Source organism: Spirosoma endophyticum, from assembly GCF_900112365.1.
GTDB lineage: Bacteria > Bacteroidota > Bacteroidia > Cytophagales > Spirosomataceae > Spirosoma > Spirosoma endophyticum.
This window is the reverse complement of the sequence record NZ_FOLQ01000041.1, coordinates 1-24,711: the sequence shown is the minus strand read 5'-3', so window position 1 is coordinate 24,711 and position 24,711 is coordinate 1. Positions and strand designations below refer to the sequence as shown.

The 24,711-nt window shown below is 51.5% G+C and carries 14 protein-coding genes; 3 read left to right on the top strand and 11 right to left on the bottom strand.

Annotation, left to right across the window (positions count from 1 at the left end):
* The 3 genes from BM202_RS34605 to BM202_RS34600 all read right to left on the bottom strand — a co-directional run.
* Positions 1 to 1,010 (bottom strand): glycoside hydrolase family 3 N-terminal domain-containing protein (locus tag BM202_RS34605; RefSeq protein ID WP_317039745.1); only part of this gene is annotated, 1,010 nt, incomplete at its 3' end.
* 708 nt (positions 1,011 to 1,718) lie between these two features.
* Positions 1,719 to 1,898, bottom strand: coding sequence for a hypothetical protein (locus BM202_RS36975; RefSeq protein ID WP_177236810.1), 180 nt, complete (start codon positions 1,896 to 1,898; stop codon positions 1,719 to 1,721).
* A 330-nt stretch (positions 1,899 to 2,228) separates the two neighbouring features.
* Positions 2,229 to 7,907 (bottom strand): beta strand repeat-containing protein, encoded by a 5,679-nt coding sequence (locus BM202_RS34600; protein ID WP_143100862.1) that lies wholly within the window; start codon positions 7,905 to 7,907, stop codon positions 2,229 to 2,231.
* Between the two features lie 20 nt (positions 7,908 to 7,927).
* Between BM202_RS34600 and BM202_RS36970 the strand changes: the two genes are divergently transcribed.
* From BM202_RS36970 to BM202_RS34595, 3 genes are all read left to right on the top strand, one after another.
* Complete coding sequence (locus BM202_RS36970) at positions 7,928 to 8,131, top strand: hypothetical protein (RefSeq protein ID WP_143100861.1); 204 nt, start codon at positions 7,928 to 7,930, stop codon at positions 8,129 to 8,131.
* Between the two features lie 316 nt (positions 8,132 to 8,447).
* Positions 8,448 to 8,570: a hypothetical protein gene (locus BM202_RS38885; RefSeq protein ID WP_262507749.1), complete on the top strand. Its 123-nt coding sequence runs from the start codon at positions 8,448 to 8,450 to the stop codon at positions 8,568 to 8,570.
* A 38-nt stretch (positions 8,571 to 8,608) separates the two neighbouring features.
* Positions 8,609 to 12,694, top strand: coding sequence for a hybrid sensor histidine kinase/response regulator transcription factor (locus tag BM202_RS34595; RefSeq protein ID WP_093834879.1), 4,086 nt, complete (start codon positions 8,609 to 8,611; stop codon positions 12,692 to 12,694).
* Between the two features lie 396 nt (positions 12,695 to 13,090).
* On the opposite strand, the gene BM202_RS34590 is transcribed toward BM202_RS34595, so the two are convergent.
* From BM202_RS34590 to BM202_RS34555, 8 genes are all read right to left on the bottom strand, one after another.
* On the bottom strand, positions 13,091 to 14,641 hold the full coding sequence (locus BM202_RS34590; RefSeq protein WP_093834877.1) for an FG-GAP-like repeat-containing protein: 1,551 nt from the start codon (positions 14,639 to 14,641) through the stop codon (positions 13,091 to 13,093).
* A 78-nt stretch (positions 14,642 to 14,719) separates the two neighbouring features.
* Positions 14,720 to 16,525, bottom strand: a complete 1,806-nt coding sequence (locus BM202_RS34585) for a RagB/SusD family nutrient uptake outer membrane protein (protein WP_093834875.1) — start codon at positions 16,523 to 16,525, stop codon at positions 14,720 to 14,722.
* A gap of 21 nt (positions 16,526 to 16,546) precedes the next feature.
* The gene (locus BM202_RS34580) at positions 16,547 to 20,185 is read right to left on the bottom strand and encodes a SusC/RagA family TonB-linked outer membrane protein (protein WP_245776923.1); all 3,639 of its coding nucleotides are present in this window, start codon (positions 20,183 to 20,185) and stop codon (positions 16,547 to 16,549) included.
* Positions 20,186 to 20,377: 192 nt separating this feature from the next.
* Positions 20,378 to 21,484, bottom strand: coding sequence for a FecR family protein (locus BM202_RS34575; protein WP_093834871.1), 1,107 nt, complete (start codon positions 21,482 to 21,484; stop codon positions 20,378 to 20,380).
* Between the two features lie 96 nt (positions 21,485 to 21,580).
* Positions 21,581 to 22,195, bottom strand: coding sequence for an RNA polymerase sigma factor (locus BM202_RS34570; RefSeq protein ID WP_093834869.1), 615 nt, complete (start codon positions 22,193 to 22,195; stop codon positions 21,581 to 21,583).
* An 842-nt stretch (positions 22,196 to 23,037) separates the two neighbouring features.
* Positions 23,038 to 23,496, bottom strand: coding sequence for an RES family NAD+ phosphorylase (locus BM202_RS34565; protein WP_093834867.1), 459 nt, complete (start codon positions 23,494 to 23,496; stop codon positions 23,038 to 23,040).
* A gap of 16 nt (positions 23,497 to 23,512) precedes the next feature.
* Entirely contained in the window at positions 23,513 to 23,923 is a 411-nt protein-coding gene (gene parS / locus BM202_RS34560) for a type II RES/Xre toxin-antitoxin system antitoxin (protein ID WP_093834865.1), read from the bottom strand.
* A gap of 468 nt (positions 23,924 to 24,391) precedes the next feature.
* The coding region (locus BM202_RS34555) for a transposase (protein WP_177236658.1) at positions 24,392 to 24,711 on the bottom strand (320 nt) is incomplete at its 5' end.

The following is a 24,711-nucleotide window of genomic DNA, read 5'->3' as shown; positions in this document are numbered from 1 at the left end:
GAATAATAGGGCATAATGGCTGAGGTACCAGCTTTAATCGCGGCTTTGAAGGGAATCAGGTTGTTGGCAAACCTGCCCCCTGGAAAGACTTCTTTCTTTCCCCAGTCGAAGTGAGGATCTTGTCCTCCCTGTCCAGACCCTCCCCCGGGAAAGTGCTTGGTGGTCACCGCCACCGAGCTAGGGCCGAGTGTTTTTCCTTGAAAGCCGTACACAATTTCGGTCATCATCTGACCTGCCCACTGAGCATCTTCCCCAAAGGTCCCTTCAATGCGCTGCCAGCGAGGTTCGGTGGCTAAATCGGCCATGTACATATACCCTTTTCGGAGGCCGACTGCCGACCATTCCTGGCGGGCAATGTCAGCAAACTCCCGCACAAGTGTCAAATCCCGCATGGCTGAGAGGCCTAATTCGCCGGGCCAGGCCGAGAAAACCGTTTTACCAACGCTGGTGCCGATGGCAGCTGCCCCGGTAATGTGGTTACGCGGATTGGATGCAATAATGGCCGGAATACCCAAACCGTCGCTTTCGCAGAGTGCCTGGAGTTTATTGGCCCATTCGGCTGTGGTACGAGCAGTTACATTCGCTCGTAAAATGAAGTGACGAAGGTGATATTGAGTAACGGCTTTGGTCGTACCCGCTGCGTTCATGATCGGCGTCGGCAGGGGTTTACGGGTAAACATGTTCTGGCTGGCCACCAAATCCTCTTCATTGAAATCGCTGGTAATGGGCTCTTTGGCTTGAGCCGTTCCAAACGACTGGTCGTTTTTCATGCGGGTGGTACTGATGAGCATGAAACCGACCTTTTGCTGGATTGACATTTTTGCCAACAAGTCGCGACTGCGCTCCTGAGCGGACAACCGCCAGTCTTCGTATTTGTCGAGCTGGCCATTCCGGTTCAAATCTTTAAACTGTAGTCCACCCTGTTCCAAAAGTTTCACGGATCGCACGCCCAGACGGGGTTGTTTAGGAGCAGATTTTGACTGGCTAATGGCTTGGTTGGTGAGCAACATAAAAGCCGCTACCAAAAGCCTTATCCTGGGTATCGGCATAAGGCTACAGGTTGGACCAAGGAGGGTTCTTTCCTGGCTAGCCTTCATGGGTTTCGAGCAGATCATTAGAGAAAGCAGTTAGACTAGGGATGGCGTTTCGTGCAGGGTAAGCTTCCAGGGAAAATTTAGGCACCTGGTTAGTTCATAAGAAAGTCCTTACGAATCCGATTCTAACCATAGTCTGAAAATTGTCGTTGACTCATTCGGCTACGGTTAAAACACAACCTAATGATTCGGCCACCATAAGCAACATACCCCAATGAAGCAAACTTAGGTAGAACGCAAACCTTTAATTCGGGAGTGAGCATAATCCGCGAATTGTAGTTAGCAGGCATTAAAATTTTTCAATTGATTTTTGAGTAAGAACCGGAGGTTTTTGTGAACGGTTTTTATTTAGCTTCAAATCGTACTTAGTTTGCTTCTTTACAGGAAGTTATGCTGTTCAGAAAACCTGAAGTATTGGCTATTAATTGAACGATTTTGAGTAGGGTAGGGGTAGAGTTGCTATTGAACGGTTTATACCTGTCAATGCTACCTGCGCAATCGAGCGATTCCAGGACAAGTCACTTCATCTGCTGTCCAGTAAAAAGTAGTAAGTCAGACCAACTAGGGACCGATTTACTGAAGACCTGGTTTCCTAAGGGAAAGGATGATCCGGCAATTAGCCTGTTACACCTGACGACCCAGGCGGGGAGCATGGGGATCGACCGGGCAGCAAGATGGGTAAGCTTTTCGAAATGGCCAAAGCTGCGCGTACTGGTAAAGCCGGTAAGACCGGTCGTAACGAAACGTTCGGCGACGAACCTCCATACGTGTAGCTGCAGCCAAAGGGGCCTGATTGTTATTCACACGAATTTTGGGTAGACGCATCAGAAGGTAAGGCCTGCATTTGCAACTGCGGGGGCAAAGGGGATACTCCGTAACGGGTTATGCCGGACTTGAGCTTCCCAATAGGCCGCATCAGAGGTATCCAGACTTTCAGTATATCTAGGGTGAGCATAGAGTTCCCCTTTTAAAACCAGTTATCAGCTACTAGGTAAAGAGGCTAACTTAGCGAAAGGGGTCCCTACTGCCTTTAGCCGCTCTTTTCCCTAACCGGGTTTAGTCAAGTGAGCCTGCGGGTCGAAAACAAAACAGCCATTACCCAACGGAGTAATGGCTGCGCTTCACGGTACTTTTTTACTTATTGAAGTACTCGACCTGATCGGCATCGGTGTTGTTGGTCAGGGTCATCTCCCCACCACTGCCCCCCACCAGCGTCGCCGTCACGCTCACCCGGCCCTTGGTTTGACCCGGTGTCAAGGTGCTACTAAGCCCAATGGAGCGTTTATCACCCGCCCCCATGGCCTGGGTCGTGGTCAGAATGTAGGCATCGCTGTTGGAGGTGCCGTCAAAGCTCCACAGCCTGTTCTGCACCGCCCGGCCCCCCAAGCTGGTCGCCCCCGGATCAAAGCTTAGACTCAGCAGCGATGACTTGGCGATGTACACGGTGATGGGCCCACTGGTGGGAGCCGAATTGATCTCAAACACGTCCACCACCACACTGCCCGTCGTAGTGCTGTAAGCCAGCGAGGGCGTTACAAACAGCAGGGGGGTCAGATCAGGCGGCAGGCTAAACTCGTAGGCGCCCATATCAATCGTCCCGCTCTGAATCCGCACATTGCCTACCAGATCGGTGGCAGGCCCACCGGCTGCGGTGTAGCTGAGGCTATTGCCCGCATTGATAGCCGGGGATCCAGCCGCTAACCGGGCATCGGCAGCACTTACAAAAGGCGAGATATCGGTGGTCAGGTTACCGGCCCCGGCCGTAAAGCTTGTCACCGTAGTCTCTAACAAACTGTAAGCCACTACACTACCACCATTTGCATTATAAAACGTATTGGCTCCTCCATTGCCAAACAACACGCAGTTGGTGAGTTGAGGAGTAGAGAGACCGTTGTAAACCGCCCCACCCTGGTTACTGGTGCTACTGGTGGCTCCCGAAACCAAATTGTTAAGGAAACTGCAGTTGATGAGTTGTGGATTGCTGCCGTTGCCATTGGCCACGGCCCCACCCCGGTTAACGTTACTGCCCGACGCCGAATTGTTGAGGAAACTACAGTTAATCAGTTGCGGACTGCTGTTCAAGTTGTTGGCTATTGCCCCGCCCTGATTTTGAGCACTTCCCGAAACCTGATTATTGACAAAATTACAGTTGGTGAGTCGAGGGTTACTGCTGTTTAAATTGGCCATTGCCCCACCAAAACCGTTTACGCCGGCTAAACTCGACGCCGAATTAGTAAGAAAATAACAATTGTAAAGTTGGGGACTGCTGCTGTTCCCGTTGTAGATGGCCCCACCCCGGCTAATCGTGCTTCCCGAAGCCGAAACGGAATTATTCACAAAGCTACAGTTGCGGAGGGTGGGACTACTGCCGTCGTTGAATAGGCCGCCCCCCAGAGTGCCGCCTGCCCCGCCCGTAATCACAAACCCGTCCAACCCCGCCGTCGCGGTCAGGCTCAGACTCGTTGGGTTGCTGATCACCCGGAAACTATTGTCACTGGTGTTGCCCACCGTGCCGATGTCCCCACTGAGCGTCGTGCTGGAGGGTCGGGCCGCAACGGGGTTGAGGGCCGGGCGATCCGTCAGGGTCGTTTCATTGCCCACAAAACCGCCGTAAATAGTTATCCCGTTCCTCAGGGCAAAGCTGGCATTGCGGTCATTCCCGGTAGTCGGTTTGTACGTCCCGGTAGCCACCCATACCTGCCCGTTACCCCCGCAGTCAGCGGCCGCATTGATGCCGAACTGGAGTTGGCTGCTGCCCAGCGCATTGGCCCAGCTGCTGCCGTCGCGCTGCCCGCTCCCGGTTTGGGTCACATAAATGACCGGGCTGCAACCGATGGGCGTAACGGTAATGTCCAGGCTGGCCACGGTTACGCAGCCGGCCCCGTTCCTGACCGTTACCGAGTAGGGGGCGCTGGTGGCGGGGTTGATCACGGTTGAGTTACCGGTGCTGCCCGTCGCCCAGATGAACGAAGTGAGCCCCGTGCCCGATGCCGTGAGGGTGACGGAAGCCCCCTGGACAACAGTAGCCGATGGGCTGGCCGTGATGCTGACGCTCGGTCTGGTGTCCGTTACGGTAGCCGTGGCGGAGTTGGAGCAGCCATTGGCCGCCACCCCCGTCACCGAGTACGTACCGGGCGTGTTGGCCGTCAGCGTGTTGCCCGTGGTGTTGTCGCTCCAGGTATACGTGCTGGCTCCGCTGGCAGTCAGTAAAACCGACGGAGCCTGGCAGATGGTGGCCGAGCCGGGACTGATGCTGACGGTCGGTTTGTTTTCCGTTACGGTAGCCGTGGCGGTGTTGGTGCAGCCATTGCCATCCACGCCCGTCACCGAATATGTACCAGCTGTCGTGGCGCTCAACGTATTGTCGGTCGTGTTGTTGCTCCAGGTATACGTGCTGGCTCCGCTGGCGGTCAGTAAGACCGACTTACCCTGGCAGATGGTGGCCGAGCCGGGACTGATGCTGACGGTTGGTTTGTTTTCCGTTACGGTAGCCGTGGCGGTGTTGGTGCAGCCATTGCCATCCACGCCCGTCACCGAATATGTACCAGCCGTCGTGGCGTTCAACGTATTGTCGGTCGTGTTGTTGCTCCAGGTGTAAGTGCTGGCTCCGCTGGCGGTCAGCAGAACCGACTTGCCCTGGCAGATCGTGGCCGAGCCGGGACTGATGCTGACGGTTGGTTGATTCACCGTCAGGTTGAAGGCCGTCGAGGTGAGTGAATTGCAGCTCCCCGTCACCACCAGCGAATAACTGCCGGCATTGGCCGGTTGTATGTTGGTCAGGGTAAGGGTGGCCGATGTCTGGCCCGTAACGGGGTTGGCAAAGCTGTCTTTATACCATTGGTAGGTCAGGTACTGACCGCTCACACCGACCGGTACCGACACGGTTGCCCGCCCGCATACCACCGAACTGGCAGCCGGTTGAGCGGTGATGGCCACGGCAGGGTCATACTGCAACTCATAGGCACCCATGTCGATGCGGCAGCCAACGATGCGGGGGTTGCCGGCTACGTCCGTCCCCTGCACATCGCTGCTACCCGCGTTGACGGCGGGGGAGTTGGCCGCTAATTCAGGGCTGTTGGGGCTGGCAAACGGGGAGGTATTGGTTAAAATGTTGCCTCCCCGATCCTGGTATCTCGTTGCGGAGGCCTCAATTAGGGTGTTGCTCAAATAGATAAGGCCGTAACGGTCTTGCGCTACCCTCCCGCCGAGAAAGGTTCCATCTCCCCCATTGCCAAACACAACACAACTAATCAGGTTTATATTGCTCGTACTATTCGCCTGGTAGCTTTCCACATAAATTGCTCCGCCCTGCGAGGCTGTATTCCCCTGAAAGGAACAGTTGGTTAACATGGCAGTGGTGATATCTCCTGACGTACTGAAATAAATAGCCCCGCCAAGCCTGCTACCCGCACCCGCTTTAATGGAGTTTCTCTGAAAGGAGCAGTTGATCAGTACCGGAGAAGAACTACCCCCACTTGCAGCGTTGTAGATGGCCCCGCCCGTCGATGTGGCCGAATTGCTCTGAAACAGGCAATTGGTTAGCCTGACGTTGGACTGGCTACGAGAACCACTGAAGTTTTCCATGGCTCCTCCATTATCAGCCGTGTTGTTGATGAAGTAACAATTGTCGAACTGAGGACTGCAGAAAGTGCCGTTACTTGCATTGTTGCTAACCGCCCCGCCACTTCCCGCTGAATTATCCTGAAAAACGCAGTTAATCAGGGTAGGATTGCACTCCTGTTGCCCCCCCGATGCATCGTTGAAGATAGCCCCGCCATGCGTGGCCGTATTGCCCTGAAAGGAGCAGTTACGCACCGTGGGACTAATCGCGCCTGCTGGTGGTCGGCATATGTTTGCCATGCCTCCTCCCCCCTCATAAGAATAACCGTCCCTATTGGCATTGCCGCCCGTAATGACAAATCCATCCAGAATAGCGGTTGAGGTCAGTCCATCGCGATTCAGGATGACGTGGTAGCTGTTGTCTGCGTTGTTACCCACCACCCCAATATCGCCGGAGAGGATTGTCGTGCTGGGGTTACCCCGGACGGGGTTGATGGTCGGTCGGTTACTCAGGGCCGCTTCATTGCCCACAAACCCCCCGTAGATGGCCACTCCGCCCCGCATAGCAAAACTGATGATGCGGTCGGTGTTGCCCGCCGGGCCGGGCTTATACGTACCGGCCGCCACCCAGACCTGCTCGGCACCGGCAACGTTGATCTGGCTTTGCAGGTCACCGCTGGCATTGGCCCAGCTATCGCCGTTGCCCGTACCGCCCGCTTTAACGTAGCGGATGGGCTTGCTGGACCGCACCGACAGGGTGTATGGCGCACTTAGTCCCGAACAGCCGGTGACCGGGTCCACAACTTTCACGGCAAAGGTATAGGAGCCAAACTGGGTGGGCGTTCCACTCAGTACACCCGACGTGGCCAGCGTTATACCCGGGGGTAAGCTGCCACTGGCCAGGATATAGGGGCCACTGCCGCCCGACGCGGAAAAAGTCTGATTGAATGTGGTACCTATCGTTGCAAAGTTCGCGCCGGGTGGGGTAATCGTGATACTCTGGGGAGCTGCCTGAAACTCAACCGCGCCCATGTCGATTTGTCCACCGCTGGGAAAAAACCGGGGGTTGCCCGCCAAATCGGTAGGGGTACCATTGTATTGATTGTATACATCGTTGTTGCCGCTGTTGATAGCCGGCGCACAGGCGTTGAGGGCCACCGAACTGGTACTGGCAAAGGGGTTGACCGTTACACCACTCACATTAGAACCAAGGAAACCATTAGTAAAGGCTGCATCGGCCTCGAATAACGAGTATATGGCCTCCACGTAAGAGTCCTGAGAATTACGAATTGAATTACTCCCCCCATTGCCGAACAGAACGCAGTTATTCAGTTGCGGACGACTGTAGAACTGATTACCATCATTGTAGAAGGCCCCGCCCTGGGGAGCCGAATTGTTCTGAAACGAGCAGTTGGTCAGCACCGGAGCACAATTGCTAAAATTACCGAGGTTGAAGATGGCCCCGCCCGATGTGGACGCCGAATTGTTCTGAAACGAGCAGTTGGTCAGCACCGGATTACCAACGGCCCCACTATTCTTGTAATTATAGATGGCCCCACCCTGGATAGCCGAATTGCCCCGAAACAGACAATTGACCAGCACCGGATTGCTGGTGGCCGAACCATAGTTAGTCATGGCCCCGCCAATGCCGGCAGAATTGCCCTGAAACGAGCAGTTACGCACTGTGGGGCTTGCCCCCAGTCCGCTATCATTACCCGGGTTGTACATCCCGCCCCCGCTCCCCGTCGAGCTACCGCCATTGGCGTTACCCCCGGTGATGATAAAGCCGTCGAGCACCGCCGTGTTGATCAGGTCCATCGGGTTGCTGATAACGTGGTAACTGTTGTCGGCTATGTTGCCCGCGGTGCCTAGGTCGCCACTGAGTATACTACTGCTGGGCGTGGTCGTGTTGATGATCGGCCGCTGGCTCAGGCTGGTTTCGCTGCCCGCAAAGCCGCCGTAGATAAGCACCCCGATTTTCATGGCAAAACTGGCGTTCCGGTCGGTACCGGTGGTGGGTTTGTACGTCCCGCCCGCCACCCAGACCTGATCCGTTGCCACGCTGGCATTGATCATCGCCTGTAAATTGCCGCTGGCGTTGGCCCAGCTACTGCCGTTGCCCGTGCCCGTGGCAGCGGGTTTAACGTAACGAATGGTCTGGGCCTGGGTCAGTAGACTAGCGCCTACCAGCAGTACTAGCAGCGGGATGACTCGCCCCAGTAAGCGGGTAAAGAAAGGTAAAGTAAATGTCATAGCGATGATTCGTTCAATAGATGATTTACGCAGAAAAGAAATTTGATTCATTCAGAAGCAGGGGCTGGCGGGTTGACCAGTTCCTGCGCTCTCTTCAGAACAACAACGTGGGGCGTCCCGACGGTGTCCTGGCAATACGTGGACCGCTGATTGGTCAGCAGGCTCACCCGTCAGGTAAGGGAGGCAAGCGGAACGGACAACCACCGGGTCAGGGACTATCCTAAACCGGTGTTCGCCATCCAGGGGAAAGGAGGGTTGGCGGCTTACTAACGGAGGTGGAAACAAGCAAACTAGTCATAACGGATAAGAATGAAAAAAGAGGAAGATTCGCAGGCATTCAACGCCGGATCACCACCCCAAATCAAGGATAAAAAAATGAGACCTTTTCGGCCCCGAATGCCTGTGCAAGATTAATCCAAGGCTGCCAGACCCATGTGCAGATTTCGCCCAAATAGGTACACATTTTGTGCAGTATGGCCCAAAAGGCAAAAAAAGCGACCCATTCGGCCTGTTTCTTCGAAAAAGCAAAAGCAGGGACCGATGGCGAGTTTCATAGCGAAACGGCCGGTGGCGGCTGCTTGGGATACCGTCAACGGGGCCTACCGGCAGCAATCCAATGGACATAGTCTATACGTATTAGAATACGATACTACGTACATTTGATAAACCAACCCCTCAAGCAGGCCTTAAACTAGCATAATTTGATTAAAGCAATCAACCTGGTTTTAGCCCTCTTCCTCGGTTGCTGCTCGTTGGTCAGGGCACAGCAATTTGCGGCATCCGTTCAGCAGTATGGACCTGAGCAGGGGCTGGCCCACCGCGAAGTGAACGCCATTTTCCAGGACCGCCGGGACTTTATGTGGTTTGGTACCAAACGGGGTCTTAGTCGCTTCGACGGGGCTACCTTCACCACCTATACCCAGGAAAAAAACGGGCTCGACTTTGATGATATCCATTCCATCGCTCAGGATGCCGATGGGCTGCTGTGGCTCATGGGACCCGTGGGCAAGTCAGCCATCACCCTGTTTGATCCCCTAACGGGCGTGGTCACCTCCTTTCAGAAACGCTTCCACCAATCCCGGCCCACGCATCCCCCCTCGGTAAAGCAGTTTCTACTGGGCAGCCAGGACGGATCTATCGTTTTTGTCGATTATCAGCCCGCAAAACTCCATGTTTACCATCCCAAAACGGGGTTGCGGACCGTGTCATTACCTCAGTATAAGACCCTGACGATGGCGGCTATTACGACTCGCAATACCATTTGGGTCTTTGCCGACGAAACCAGGCTGGTCGAAGTAACGATGGAGGGGCGCGTATTGCACACGTATGATCACCCAAAAGCAATCTATGCCTGTTTAGGCCAACCTCATGCCGGGGCCGAACTCTTTTATCGATACACAACGTCAAGTGGACCATTAGGGCCTATCGACAAGCTGTATAAAATTGACGGGGCGGGGCAGCGTCAGGCGCAGTCCCCTGCCTTAATCGAATCGGAGAAAATTCAATTTCCACTCGCCTATAACTTTGACCAGAGCGGTCTAACCTGGAATGGCTGTCAGTTGCATGAGGCCACCGGCCGAGTCGTTGTCGATATCACCGGCCAGCTGCCTGGCGGCCTGATTGACGACCGAAGTTTTTTTCGGGATCGAAATGGGGGTATGTGGCTGGGCACCAGCTTTGGGCTCTACCAGATCCGGATCAGTCAGAACTATTTTAAGCGCTTATTTTATCAACCTGGTGACGGGAAACGACCCGCCGTTCGGGGCATCACCGCGCTGGGGGAGACGCTCTACACGAATCTGGAGAATATGGGTTTATTCAGTAGTACGTATTCGGGTGGGTCGGCCCACAGGCTGCTGGCGAAACTAGATGTTTTCAACAGTTTGAGTGATCCGCTGGGCGGAAAGCTGTACCTGGGACAGGGGAATACGCTGGTGGGGTATGAGTACCAGACTACGAAAACCACCGTGATGCCCCTACCCAGCCCGGGGTTGATCTGGAGTATTCATTCGTTTTCAACAAAACCCCACCAACTGCTCGCGGGTGGCGATCCCGGTTTGTGGCTGGTCGACCCGGCCACCAATCAGGTAACTCCCTTCCGGGGCTATAACCAGTTCCCCGAATTAGCCCAGGCTCACGTCCTGCACATTGGCACCGACCGGCAGGGTACGATCTGGCTCTGCGCCACCACGGGGCTCTACACTGTTGACCCCCGACAGGGCGTCACGGCCCGCTACTGGCGTGGGGGCCGGGGTGCCTACAGGCTACCTGCCGATAGCTACCAGCATTTTTACCAGGCTCCCAACGGGCTTTTCTGGCTGGCCACGGCCAATGACGGGCTGGTGCGTTGGGATCGTACCCAGAGCCGCTACCGTTCCTTTAAACGGGCCGACGGCTTGAACAACGATAACATTTACGCCGTGTATGCCGACCGACGGGGACACCTCTGGCTCAGCAGTGACAACGGTATCATGCAGTTCGATCCGGTCCGGCTCACCACCCGGGCCTACACGGTGCAGGAGGGCATTACCCACAACGAGTTCAACCGCATCGCCCACTGCCAGGATGCCCAGGGGCGGCTTTATTTCGGGGGGCTGAACGGCGTAACGGCCTTTGATCCACGTAATTTTGAAGCCGAAGCCCCGCTGCCTGCTCTGCCCCTGCGGGTGGTTTCCTTTCGCCAGTTCGATGCCGATCGCAATACGCTGGTTGACAAGACCGGGGAACTACTCAGGACTGGACAAATCACCCTGCTACCCGACGACCGGAGCAGTATCCTCGAGGTCGCGCTGCTCAACTACACCGATGCCCAGAAGAATACGTATGCCTACCAATTCAAGGGGGTGGATAACACCTGGCGCTACCAGAGGGAGTCCTCGCTGCGGCTGGGCAACCTGCCCTACGGCGACCACGAACTGCTGATTCGGGGGCAGGCCGCTGACGGTCGGCTGTCGGCGGCCCCGCTCGCCATTGGGGTACACGTCCTGCGACCGTTCTATCTGCGGGGCTGGTTCGCCTTTCTGTTGATAGTTTTGTTGCTGGGTGGGGGGTGGGCCTGGGTTCGGTGGCGGGAATGGCGCTACCGGCAGGCCCAAGCACGGCTGCAAACCCAGATCCACGAGGCCACCCAGGTCATTACCCGGCAGGCGCAGGATCTGTTGCAGCTTGACGAGACCAAATCCCGTTTTTTTGCCAACATCTCCCATGAATTCCGCACGCCACTAACGGTGATCCTGGGCATGGCCGACGGCCTCCACCAGCAAACAGCCCCCCAGTTACGCCAGTCGGCCATGCTGATCGAGCGCAACGGCCGCAACCTGCTGCGGCTGATTAACCAGATTCTGGATCTCTCTAAACTGGAAGCCGGGGAAATGTACCTGCAACCCATCCGGGCCGATTTGGTCGATTTCACGCGGTACGTAGCCGAGTCGTTTCAGCCCATGGCCGCCGTCAAAGGCATTCACCTGCACTTCCAGGCCAACCACAAGCAAGTCGAAACTGATTTTGATACGGATAAACTGGGGGCTATTCTGTCCAATCTGCTGACCAACGCCCTCAAATTTACCCCCGCAGGTGGACAGGTTTTCTGTCAACTAACTACCCATGAGAAATGGCACCCCTTAGACAATGACTACTACGAGGCCGTCGCTCCAACCCAGCATCGCGATGATCCCTGGGTTTCAATTGGTGTACGCAATACGGGGGCCGGCATCGACGCTCATGACCTACCGCATATTTTCGATCGATTCTACCAGCAGCGGGCCGCATCGACGGATCCTAAGCAGCGGCTCGCTCAGACGGGCGGAACGGGCATTGGCCTCTCGCTGGTACGGGAATTGGTGGGGCTAATGAACGGTGGGCTTGCCGTGCGGAGCCAGCCGGGCGAGGGAGCCGAGTTTGTTATCCGGTTGCGCCAGACCCAACAGGGGCCACTGGCATTGCCGCTCATGACCGAGCCGGTCAGCCACTATCCGGATACGCTGGAAAAGGTCGACTGGATGGCTGATGCCGGGGGAGAAAAGCCGGTCCTGCTGTTGGTGGAAGACCATGAAGACGTAGCCCATTATATCGTTTCCTGTATCCAGGCTGATTACCACATCCTCCGGGCTGAAAACGGGCAGGCGGGTATTGATCTGGCCTTCGAGAAAATACCTGACCTGATTTTAAGCGACGTCATGATGCCGCTCAAAGACGGATTTGACCTCTGCGACACCCTGAAGAATGACGAACGTACCAGCCACATTCCGGTTGTCCTGCTCACGGCCCGGGCCGCGGTGAATGACCGGCTTACGGGCTTACGGCGGGGGAGCGACGCGTACCTGGTTAAGCCTTTCCAGCGGGAAGAGTTGCTCCTCATTCTAAGTAGTCTACTAAAGACCAGGCGATTGCTACAGCGCTATTACAGCCAGCGGGCACTGGGCCATGTGCCGCCTAGTCCGGATCTGGTTGCTGGGGCCGATACGCTGGAAGATCAGTTTGTGGCAAAACTGCACCGTACGCTGGAACGTCATCTGGATAACGTGGCGCTGGATACTGAGATGATCTGCCAGTTGATGGGCTTGAGCCGGAACACGTTGTATCGCAAGACCATGGCGCTGACCGGCCTGTCGGTCATTCCTTACCTGCGGGCTCTTCGCCTGCAAAAAGCAGAAGAACTGTTGAAGAAATCAACGTTGAGCGTTGCCGAAGTCGCTTATGCGGTGGGTTTCGATAATCCCCGGTATTTCAGCCGGGTTTTTTCGGAAGAAAAAGGCATATCACCCAGTAGCTTTCGGAACATAGAGTAACTGATCTGTTTTTTTTCGTTAGAACAGTTCTGCCTTTTTGGGGCACACTATTTACAGGTGCCATTAACCCATAGGGGTAATAAGCATGGTTTCTGTCAGACCTTTTTACACTATCGGCCATTTCTTATGGGCGGTCAGATAGTACATGTGTAGGGTATTTTTCATCTCGTCAACGAACCCCTACCCAAAGCACTTCACAAAAACGGATGGGTTGGTTGAAACATCAAGCCACTAACCGATGGAATATGCATCCGTATGTGTTTTATTGTTTGTTCTTTACGGGGGTGTCTTCTCCTGAATTTATTCGGACGTTTATTTGAATGATTTAGAAAGGTGCGAATGTATAGATAAGATACAGATTTACATGGCATAACTAGGCGGCCGAAGTTGTTACTTCTATTTTAAGAAAGAAGTACTATTTTCTAACACAATCAACGGTATAAACCCGTTCCATGTTGGAGTAAAACCTACTTCATTCAGGAATCCCCGCGAATAATTTCCCAGCGCAATATCCAGATCGCCATCGTGGTCCCAATCCTTTACGTCCATGCAGATCCAGCGCCCGTATGTATACACCGGAAGGGCATGGGGAATAAACGTTAGTGTCTTTTTCTGCTCAAAATAAATGAATGTTTCGGCAGGGTTATTTTTCAGGTCACCGAAAAAGGCAATGGTGGCAATATCCAGATCGCCATCTCGATCAAAGTCACCGGCAACAGCTTTGGTGCACCCATTTATCGGATAAAAATAGGTCTGTTTATACTGGTTACTTCCGTGATTTATAAAAATATAAACCCCGTGAAAGGGCTTCAGGACCCGTGAATAATCGCTGTTATCGCCACAGGTGTACAAAATATCCAAACGACCGTCTTTGTTAAAGTCCACTAACTGAAAACTGGTTGAACCGTAAACCGGCGGGAAGCGTAGCAGATTTCGGTCCGTGAAACCTCCCTGCTGATCATTGGTAAATAGCCAGATCCCTTCGTCGGCATGAGCGAACAGCGCCATAAAATCCAGCCAGCCGTCGTGGTTGAAATCCCCCGTAATCACCTGCGTGGCACCGGGTACCTCCTTGATGACAACCTTATCAAATTGATGATCGGCTCGTTGTTTGAGTAAGTACAATCCACCCGCATTATGGCCGAATCCGCAAACGATCCAGTCCGACAAGCCGTCTTTGTTAAAGTCACCCGCAGTCGATTGAATGGGTCGGGGAAGCTGGTTGGACAACGTAACGGGCGCCGACGTAGTCGATTTATCTAAGCCAATTTCTAATAGTTCGCCCAAAGGCTTATCAACGGCCAGCATCGTGCCAATACAGGTTAGCATCGCACGGTGAGAACCCGTACCATCGTCAACAAAATCAGCCTGAACAGCGGGCGACGGCAGGGTCCGAACCTGTGTTGGTTTTAACGTAGCACTCCATTTATACAGCGCTGGATCGGTTTCCTTACTGGTATAAATCTGACCTGTTGTAGAATCAATAGTGACCATCGTCGTGGTAGCGATTTCGGTTTTGATTTCAGCCGGTTTTACCAGTTTGAAAATAGACCAGTCGTTGACTAACGGAGTCGGTGGTGTCGCTTTTATCGGTTTTTCAGGTGCGAGTTTTTCATAATAATCCACCAGTTTTGCCCAGTTTTCCTGCGAGATGGTGGCACTGGGTGGGTGATAATAATGCGTCTGTTGCCATACTTCCACCCCTAATTTGGGGGCCATTGCCGGTAAGGCATGCTTGCGCCAGGTTTCTTTGTCGAGCGCGTCGGGCGCAACGAGCGAATGGCACGTACTGCAATATTGCTTCGCTAATTTCTCTCCTTCAGCAGTCGTCGGATCTTTCTCTGTTGTCGATGAATCAGTGCTGGACTGGCAACTGGCTACTGCTATACACAGCCCTAGTACCAGAAGAAACCAGGGCTTTTTAAAGAGAAAAGATAGTCGTTGCATTTTAGTAAAAGTTGCGCGGGTATTCAACAAAAAGAGGCAGCACAAAGACTGCCTCTTTTTGTTGGTTTATAAAACGGATTAATTATACCCCGGATTTTGCGTCAGTGATGACTTGCCACTCGATGTGCTCAGGTCGATTTGCCGTTGTGGAATCGGGAAATAATCATTTTTCCCAGCCGTGAAATGGCCACCCCGAATATCTGTTGTTACCGTACTTTCGTAAGTGAAGAAGTTATTCAGGGTTGTTTCAGCCGTTCCCCAACGTACCAGATCGAAGAACCGGTGCCCTTCTGTAGCTAACTCCAGTTTACGTTCGAAGTAAATGGCTTTCAACGCACCGTCTTTCCCCAGACTGGCAAACTGACCCGCCGGATAAACCGCAATTTTATAATTGGCTGCGGGCGTCGTTGAGTAACCCGTAAGGGGCGTCGCATCATTCGCATACTTATATACGTAGTTGACCGGATTAGCCGCTCTTGCCCGTACCAGATTGACATACGTCTGCGCCTGAGTCAAGTTGCCCAATTGTGCTTCTGTTTCGGCGGCCATCAGCAATACATCTGCGTAACGAATCACATTCAGGTTAATAGCCGTTCCAGGTGCCCAAGAATGATTATCGGCGTACTGGTTCTGCGTCGCCTGCATATAAATGTTCTTCTTTGGTGAATAAGGGCCTGCATACGTCTGGCCTGGGCTCCGAATCCAGTCGGCACCGGGGTGATTGCCCCAATCCAGATAGGGGATTCCGCGACGACCAATGGTCCAGTCGATACGAGGGTCCAAATTATCGGCATCGGGCGTAAACGCCTGCGTAGAAGCCACTCCCTGATCATTTTTCACCGGGTGCGTATTATAGGCATCCACGTACGGTAAGCCCGTCGCGTCGGTCCGGTACGAATTCGCGAGATCCTGCGAGGGCTGGAAGAAACCGCAGCAACGGAATGGACTGTTACCATACGGGAAGTTTAGCATGTCGCCCTGATTGGCGCTGGCAATAGTGCCTGTTCCGTCATTCGCTACCATCTGAATCACGAATACCGACTCTGAGTTGTTTTCTGTTGCGGCATCAAAATTGTCATGAAATTTTGTCACAAGTGCATATTTCAATCCATTGCTGGTAACGCCTGAGCTAACAATCTGATCGAAAAGCGCTTTAGCCTCCGTGTATTTGTGCTCATACAGATACGCCTTGGCCAGATACGTAGCGGCCGCCCATTTATTCACCCGACCCAAATCGGATTGAGTTGCGGGCAGATTGTCCATTGCATATTTGAAATCGGCTTCAATTTTGGGCCAGATATCGTCTGTATTGGGTTGAGCGCTGGCAGCAGCCGTTGCAACAGTCTCATCAATCCAGGGCACTTTATTAAACAACTTCTTCAGTTCGAAATAATAATGTCCACGCAAAAAACGAGCCTGAGCCGTAAAACTAGTCCGGTTGGCATCCGTAATACTCGTCGCCTGGGCTAGTACCCGCAAAGTGGAATTCGTTCGGTTCACACCCTCATAGACGGTCCGCCATTTTCCGTTGAAAAAACCATTGCTGGGATCAGACGTAAATTTAGCAATGGCATCAATGGCGGGCTGGTCACTTCCATCACTCCCTTTATGCGCTTCGCCACCGGCAATACTGCCATAGGTCCAGTTACTAGGCGAGGCCTGCCAGGCATCCGAGCCACTAAGGTTTAACGCTGAGCCATTATTATACTGACCATCCAGCGCGGCATACGCACCCGTTAGCAAGGCATCTACGCCACTTTGCGTGGCTAACGTCTGATCACTCAAGGCACCCTGTGCGGGAATTTCCAGACTTTCTTTACAGGCTTCAAACGTCAATCCAACCGCCGTGAGGGCCAGGATCGCTATATATTGTGTTTTTTTCATCGTTTGTTGAGTTAATAAGCGTTAGAACGTCACATTCAAACCGAATAGAAATTGGCGCTGGTTCGGATAAACCCCTTCGTCGATACCAAATGAGGTTGTGTTCGAGAAGGACTGGTTCAAGCTACCACCCGAGCTGTTGTTGGTGTTTGCTGTCGTGCCAATTTCAGGGTCCAGACCCGAGTATTTGGTGATCGTGAACAGGTTAGCGGCTTGCACGTATACCCGCAGGCGTTCGATACCCAGCTTTTTCAACGTAGTAACTGGTAGTGTGTAACCAAGCTGCGCATTCTTAGCCCGCAGATACGAACCGTTTTCTACGAAATATGAGTTAGGTACGTTAGCCGAACTGAATGAGCCAACTGTTTCCTGAATCGGTGCTTTGGCATTGTGATTCTCCGGGGTCCAGGAATCATACAGAGCGGTCTGGCTCTTGGCTCCCTGGAAGTTCGCGTTGAAATCGGTCCACCATCTTACGTTGTTCCAGATGTCGTTGCCCTGCGTTCCGTAGAAGAAAATGCTGAAGTCAAACTTCTTATACGTAGCGCCCAGGTTCAAGCCATAGCTGAATTTTGGATTCGGGTTACCCAAATATGTGCGGTCAGCATCCGTAATTTGTCCATCGCCATTCGTGTCGGCATAGCGGAAACGACCCACCGCTACGTCGCTTTGGTAAACGGCAGCCGAATTACCGGTTGATGCCTGAGCCTGTGCATTAGCCGTATTGATTTCTTCCTGCGAGTTCCAGAATCCAGCGGTTTTATAGCCGAAGAATTGCCCGATGGAATGACCCACTGAGTTGCGAACAATGTAACTGCCATTGAACCGACGACCTTCCTGATCGAAATAATCAACGCCATCGGCCAGCGACACAATCTTGTTGTTATACGTAGTGAACGTTGCCGTTGCGGTCAGTTTCAGATCACTGGAAATGGCAAAGTTGCTGGATGCTGCAATATCAAGACCGTGGTTACGCATTTTTGCTACGTTCACAGCCGGTGCTGTTCCCAAACCCGCCGTACCCGCTAATTCGAGGGTATACAACAGATCACGAACTTCCTTATTGTAATAGTCGACCGTCAGATCAAGTTTGCCTTTCCATAGACTGGCATCGAACCCGATGTTCGAATTGATGTTCTTTTCCCAACGCGCGTCGGGGTTGCCGATACGTGTCCGTTGGAAACCTAGCGTATTCGCCGAATTTGAACCGTCAATGGCGTAATAAGACGAGGTCCGATCGCCACCGTAGGTTGTATACGCATTCGCCGGATCAACGTTCAATTGGTTGCCCATAACCCCATAACCACCCCGAATTTTTAGGTCATTAAGCCAGGTTAGGCTGCTCATGAAGCTTTCCTGCGAAATCCGCCAGCCAGCACTCACCGCCGGGAACCAACCATATTGGTAGTTTAGGAAGCGCGACGAGCCATCGCGACGAATGGTAGCGCCGAATAGGTATTTGTCTTTTAAGCTATAATCGACCCGGCCAATCAACGAGAATAACGCATCGGCGTAGCGATTGCTATAGTTTGTTGGCGTTCCGGCACCGGTTGAGAGGTTCGTATAGTTCGGGTCGAACGAGAAATAATTCTGCGTTGTGCCCCCAACGTTACGGCCCTGATTCTGGTAGGCTTCCGTGCCCACCAGCACTTTCAAATCGTGCGTGTTGTTGAAGTTGTGCTGGTACTGCACCGTGTTGGTCCAGGTCCAGTTCGAGCCGTTAAACGTATTCTCCGTGTACGAGTTAGTCGTCGTATTCTCCTGGTTCTCGTAGGTTGGATAGGTGAACGAGTGGAAATTTCCCATGAACAGTTCACCCCCAAAACTAGAACGGGCCGTAAAGTCTTTCAGAAAGTCGACCTCGGCGTACATGTTCCCAAACAGGCGGTTATTCAAACCCCGATTATTCGCAGTCCGTTGCTGAACCGCAACCGGATTGTTGGAATTTCCCAGTCCCTGACCGTAGCCACCCGCATAATTCCCCATGATATCATAAACGGGAATAATGGTCTGCTCCCGAAACGCATAGCCAATAGCGCTACCTTCCTGCAAGGCATTGACCCGTGGGTTGTCGGACACGGAAAACGCAAGGTTTTCGCCAATCCGAATATTCTCACGAATGTTGTACTGGCTGTTAGACCGGATCGTGTAGCGTTTCAGATACGTATTGATCAACGTACCCTGCTGATTAAAATAGTTGAACGAGAACAGGTAATTCCCTTGTGGGCCACCACCGCTAACTGCCAGGTTATGGCTCATGATTGGCGCCGTTTTGAAAATCTCGTGGAACCAGTCGGTGCCCCCTTTGTTAGCCCGCGTAATCCGGTTAAACGCATTATACTCGGCTGCGCTCGTGTAATTTGGGTTCACATTGTACTTGGAAGGATCAACCGAAGGATCGCCCTCGTGTGCTCCCTGCGGAGAAATGTAGTCAGGCAATACGGGCGTCGTTCCGCTCCCATAAAGTGGATCATTGATAACCCCGGTTGGATTGGCATTCCGTAACGCATTGAATTTCAGTTGGGCTGTTTCCTGCGGATTGAGCAAATTCCAGACGTTCCCACCTTTGGGAATCTGCGTACCGTAGTAGGTATCGTACTGTACTTTTACTTTTCCATTCCCGCGCCGGGTTGTAATGATAATGACACCGTTAGCCGCTCGTGAGCCGTAGATCGAAGCCGAACCGGCATCTTTCAGTACCTGCATCGACGCTACGTCATTTGGGTTAATGTCGTTGATGTTCTGCGTTGGCACGCCATCGACAACATAGAGCGGCTGGTTATTTCCGAAGGTATTCAAGCCCCGGATACGTACCTGAGGAGCCTCGCCCGGCTGGCCCGAGCCAAGCACCGTAACACCCGATGCCCGACCCTGCAACTGGTTAGTTATCTGCGACGTTGGCTGCTGCTGCAGTTCTGCTACGTTAACAACGGCAACCGCGCCCGTCAGGTCTTTTTTTCGTTGGGTACCATACCCTACTACAACCACTTCACTTAACGACTTAACGTCTGTTGCCAGTTGAACGTCAGGCAATGTGGTCCGGTTGTTGATAGCAACTTCCTGCGTTGTGTAGCTGATCGACGAAATGACCAGCGTTCCATTACCGTCTGGTACGTTCAACGAGAACCGCCCATTAGCGTCCGTTGCCGTACCCAAGTTGCTGGTACCTTTCAGCAATACAGTAGCGCCTGGTAAACCAGCACCTTTTTCATCGAGAACCCGGCCCGTGACGGTAATAGGAGGAACGGGTTTTTCGACGTTTGGGCTGGATGTCGGATTTGAATTCGTTGTCGATGCATCGACGGCCCGTTTCAGGATTATTGTTTTCCCACCCACTTCATAATCGATAGACGCAGGTCCTAACACCACATCGAGCACAGCCGAAAGCTTTTCGTTTGTAAACGTAAGAGTGGTGATCCGCTGCTGCGTAAAAATTCGTGGGTTATACATGAATTTCACATCAGCCTCTTTACCGATACGGCTAATAGCCTGCTCAAGGGTCAGATTAGACAGTTGAAGACTCACTCGTTTATTGAGTAGTTCCTGACCATACGTATCGCTCGCCCTTGCTATCGTAGCAAACGCGGTGACTACGAAAAACAGGTGTAAACTGACTCGCATAATTTTGAGCAGCCTGGGCTGCATTTGTATCAAAATTGTCATACTTTTGGATTGGTTGTCGGTTTAAATCGGCAATAAAATTCCCTTACCCCAACACGGTGGTGCTTTTTTCGAAGAGAGCAATTGGGGGAGTAATTCTGGAGTCAGTGATGTTGGCGCATTACTGGCTCTTTTTTTTGGGGTTTACGTTGAGTGTTTTTTCAGTCATAGGCTAAGAAATTGAATTAAGTAATTTTATTGGCACCCCTTACTACTAATTAAGAGTTTCCCGTCCATCTGTTCGTACTGCGCATCCAGCGTCTGGCAGATCATATTCAGTTTTTCGAACAGCGGTTCATCATCCAGCGAGGCTGTCAAAAAGCAGTTTTTCATAACCTCAGCATCGAAAACAATCTCAACGCCATAGGCTCTCTCCAGCGAAGCAAAAACTGTGGAAATGGGGGTGCCGCTAAATTCGAACGTCGCCTGTTGAATGGGCATATCGAGTAAAGTAGGCGACTCGACTATAGATCTCAACAGCCGGTTTTCCGCTGGATCGAATTGCACTCGTTGATTAGGCGTCAGCACTAAACCAATGAGGTGTCTGGACTCCTGTTTCTCAACGCGCTCTTTATCAAAGCGTGTAAAAACAGAGACCTTACCAGTCTTTACGATGACATTTACCTGATCTTTTTCAGTTGCCTTAACCGTAAAACTCGTGCCAAGTACTTTGGTAATCAGGTTATTGGCATAGACAAAAAAAGGCTTCTCCGGGTTTTTTGCGACTTCAAAAAAGGCTTCACCGGTCAGGTATACTTCCCGCTTTTCGTGCTGATTGAATTGCTTCGGGTAACTGATGCGGCTGTCAGGCTGAAGCATCACCGAACTGCCATCAGAGAGCATGACCAGATGATTTCGGGAAGACGTATTGATAATCTCTTCCAGAGGGATTTCGGCCTTAGCTACCAGCTGCTGATAAATTCGCGTAGACGGATCGACGTTCCGCTGATTCCGTTGCCAACTAAACCACGTTATGCCCAGCAAAAGCACTGCAGCTGCGGCCCATTTCCAGCCAATGGACTGATACCAGGGCAGCAGTTGTCTGACAGGTGCCGGTTCGGTGGCCTGCATTATTTGCTGGATATTTTGCCGAACCTTTGCCGAAGGCAGGTCGAACGTATCACTCTGAATGGCCAGTAACGTTTCCTGGGCTTTTTTGAAGGTAGTTGCTTTATCGGGGTATAATAGCGGAAACTGTTCCCACTCTTGTGCTTGCTCGGGAGTGGACTTTCCTAGTAGCCATAGCTGAAATGACTCGTCTTCAAGGAAATCCTTTAGCTCAGAATGGTTAAATGTTTTCATCAAATAGCGCTAATTATCGGCCCTTTATTGAGACAATTAGCCAGATGAAAAAATATACCCTCCGTTTTTAGCTTTTTTTAAATCTTTTTGCAGGAATTAATGAATCCCCCATGAAAAGCACAAGAACAACAGGGGAATAGTAAAGTCTTCCCAATGTTCGCGCAGGTGGGTAAGGGCTTTATGAAGGTGATTGGAGACCGATTGTCGGTTAATTTGCATGATCTGGGCAATATGATCAACGTCCAATCCCTCGAAATAACGTAGGTATAAAGCCTCCTGCTGGCGGATAGGCAGGTGATTGATAGCTTCCCTGATTTTGTGAGCGGTCAACTGCTCTTTCTCCAAAACAAACAGCACATCCTGGAAATTTTGTTCCGGGGCTAGCTCGGCAGCTTCTTCCTCATCCACCCACCCCCGACGGTAGACACGCTGCAACTCCAGCAGCATTTTATGCCGAAAGGATTTGAACAGGTATTTTCGGATTGAATCGGTAGGACTGAGTGATGACCGCTTTTCCCAGAGATACACAAACATATCATGAAGGCAGTCTTCGATCAAGCCAATGTCTTTGGTAAATCGGGTACCAAAACGAAACAAGCTGTTATAATGATGAGCAATAATCTGCTCAAAGGCTACACGATCGCCTTCTCTAAACTGTTGCCAGAGTTGTTTATCAGATGGATAATCAGTAGTAAAAGCTGGTTTAACCATAAAATTTAAAAGTGGTATTGACTTATCAAGCCTTTGTATGAGTACCCATATAAAGGAGAAAAAGTCGCTTTATAGTTAAATCACTAAGAACAAAGGCTACTTTGTTCTTAGTAACCCCTCATTAGTCTTCGGTTACGTTGTGGCATATAAAAACGATTAGTTAAAACATACTTTAGTTACAGCTTGAATCTCTACTACTGTTTCGTACGAATTATTTCATTTACCCTCTACATAATTCAACTAGCTTTCTTTTCCTTTAAGTCACAAATTCACTGAATAGTTTAGTTTTCAGTGAAAGGACTCATTACCGATTTTCGGCATGATGAAATAAATCTTGTTTAAAAGGATTGAGTCAAATACGACCAAATGAAAGGAGATGTGCGGTTGCCAAGTCATAATTATAATCGCCCATCGTAAGTGTTGCTAATAAAAACGTATTGGAGATGAAATCATTTTAATCGCTACCGGGAGAAATCCGTTTCGCACACCGAATTTTTTCTACGATTTATCCGATGTATCTTGTCTAAAACCGAATGATTGTGCGGGTACCATTGAATACCCAAGACAACAGGAGTAGGCAGGACGCTACCGTATGCTACGGATTAGGGTTGACAATCATTGAAAATATGCATCACAAGCCAGAGGGGGATCGGACGTTTAATTGAACGGGTTTGATAGCTGATTATGAGACGTTCAATTAATAAAGATAACTGCCCCTTTTGTGAACAATCACAAATGACCTAATTTATACAAACCAATCAATATATGTTACATTACAAAGTTCCCCTTCATTTGACCACGTACAGGTTTGCTAATTGGATGAATTAGGGATTGTCCTGCTGCTAGAGCCGACGTTCGATGGGAAAAGGCTCTTGGTGGAGAAACCGGATTTGGCTAAAAGCTGAATGAGCAGGATGAAGCAAATAATTGTAAGACATCGGCACCACCACCGAGGGAACAGCCACCATTAGTGTAGTGGGCTCATTCAACCAATCCCGTAATATCCACTGGGTCCGTTCGTAGCTTTCTTCATTCCAGTAAGCAGGCAAGGCCTCCGGCGACCAAGTGGTTAACGAGTCATCGGGCACCTCTAGGGTAAACAGAAAGAGCTTAGGCAACTTTTCGTACTTAACCCGGGGTTGGTGCACTAACGATTCGACTAAGGCCAGAGCGGGAGAGGAGGTAGTATAGAGTAGGGGGTATCCCTTGGGGTTCCACCGGCCACCAAATAACCGGGCTCTTTCAGTAGCCAAGGGTTCATGGATGTATTTGGCTTTGACGGTTCGGTAAACGGTTAACATCAAGGTAGCAGGATAACTAGCCGACAATACCGTGTTCGATGCGCCCCAGCACATCATCCACGAGTCCAAACCCGGTTGTGGTGTCGAGTAGAGACAGGGGGGATTGGGTATTGAGTTCACGAATGGGTGAACGAAGCCATTCGGCTAGTGTCTGGGCATCCTCATCAAAGACATCCAGCCCATGTTGCAACAAGTTGGTTAGTAACAGCAGCCGCTCGGAAGCATCTCGGGCCAGTTTATCATTGGCTTTGAGCCGGTGTAAGTTGCGTATCGACATGTTCAGAATAGGGGCCAGTTCAACGTCGGTTAATCCGGCTAACTGGGCTACCTGATCCGCTTCTGCACGAAGCATGCCTTGCCGGGATTTATCAATGACGGTGTAGGGGGTATAAACAGCCGTCGGTGGCGGAAATGGTGCGAATGCCATAGGAAGCAGTGCCTTTTTTCATCACTACAACTGCAATATGGCAAGAGTCGTTCATTTTTGCCACAGACAGCTACGTTCGCAGTATGAACTAATGCCTTCTCCCGAAAGCTAACCGAGGTTTTCGTGGACGATTTTAATTAAAGGTAGTATCAGTGTAAGTTATTCATTTATAAAATATTACATAGGCCATAAGTAATTCTAAATACCCTTTTATTGGACGAAAATCTCGATGATGTGGGTAGTATTACACAAAAAGAAATAACTCGTCGTTTGCAATAGCAGTCAACTAAAACGTTCCAAGAATAGAGTACTTCGGGAGACGGCTTTTTTTTATGACTGTCAAGTGGCCCGCAGTCGGAACGCCGACCCCGGTCTAGCCGTCGCCACCTCGGCAATATGAGTAACATAATACTAGCTCAATTCATTAATTTATTAACATTTATTTATAAAAAACTAAGTAATCCTCGCTTATTGGTTTGCATTAAAAGCACTGAAGTTGATGCTTAACTTTCCACCCACATTCGTCAAACAGCGATTCAGGGCATAGGCTAAATCATCATTAGTCAAATAATCCTCGGGCCTCAACCACCCCCCTTTCAGATGTCGCCATAAGGTTTCGGCAAGGTTGAGATGGGGACAGTAGACAGGCAGGAAAAACAAATATAGCCCTCTGGCTTCCCAAATCGGCCGCATCATTTGGATGTAGCCCGCTGTGTGAATCCGGGCATTGTCCAACACAACCACCGTCGAGCGATGAATCAACAACGAAAGCTTATCGAGTTGCTCGC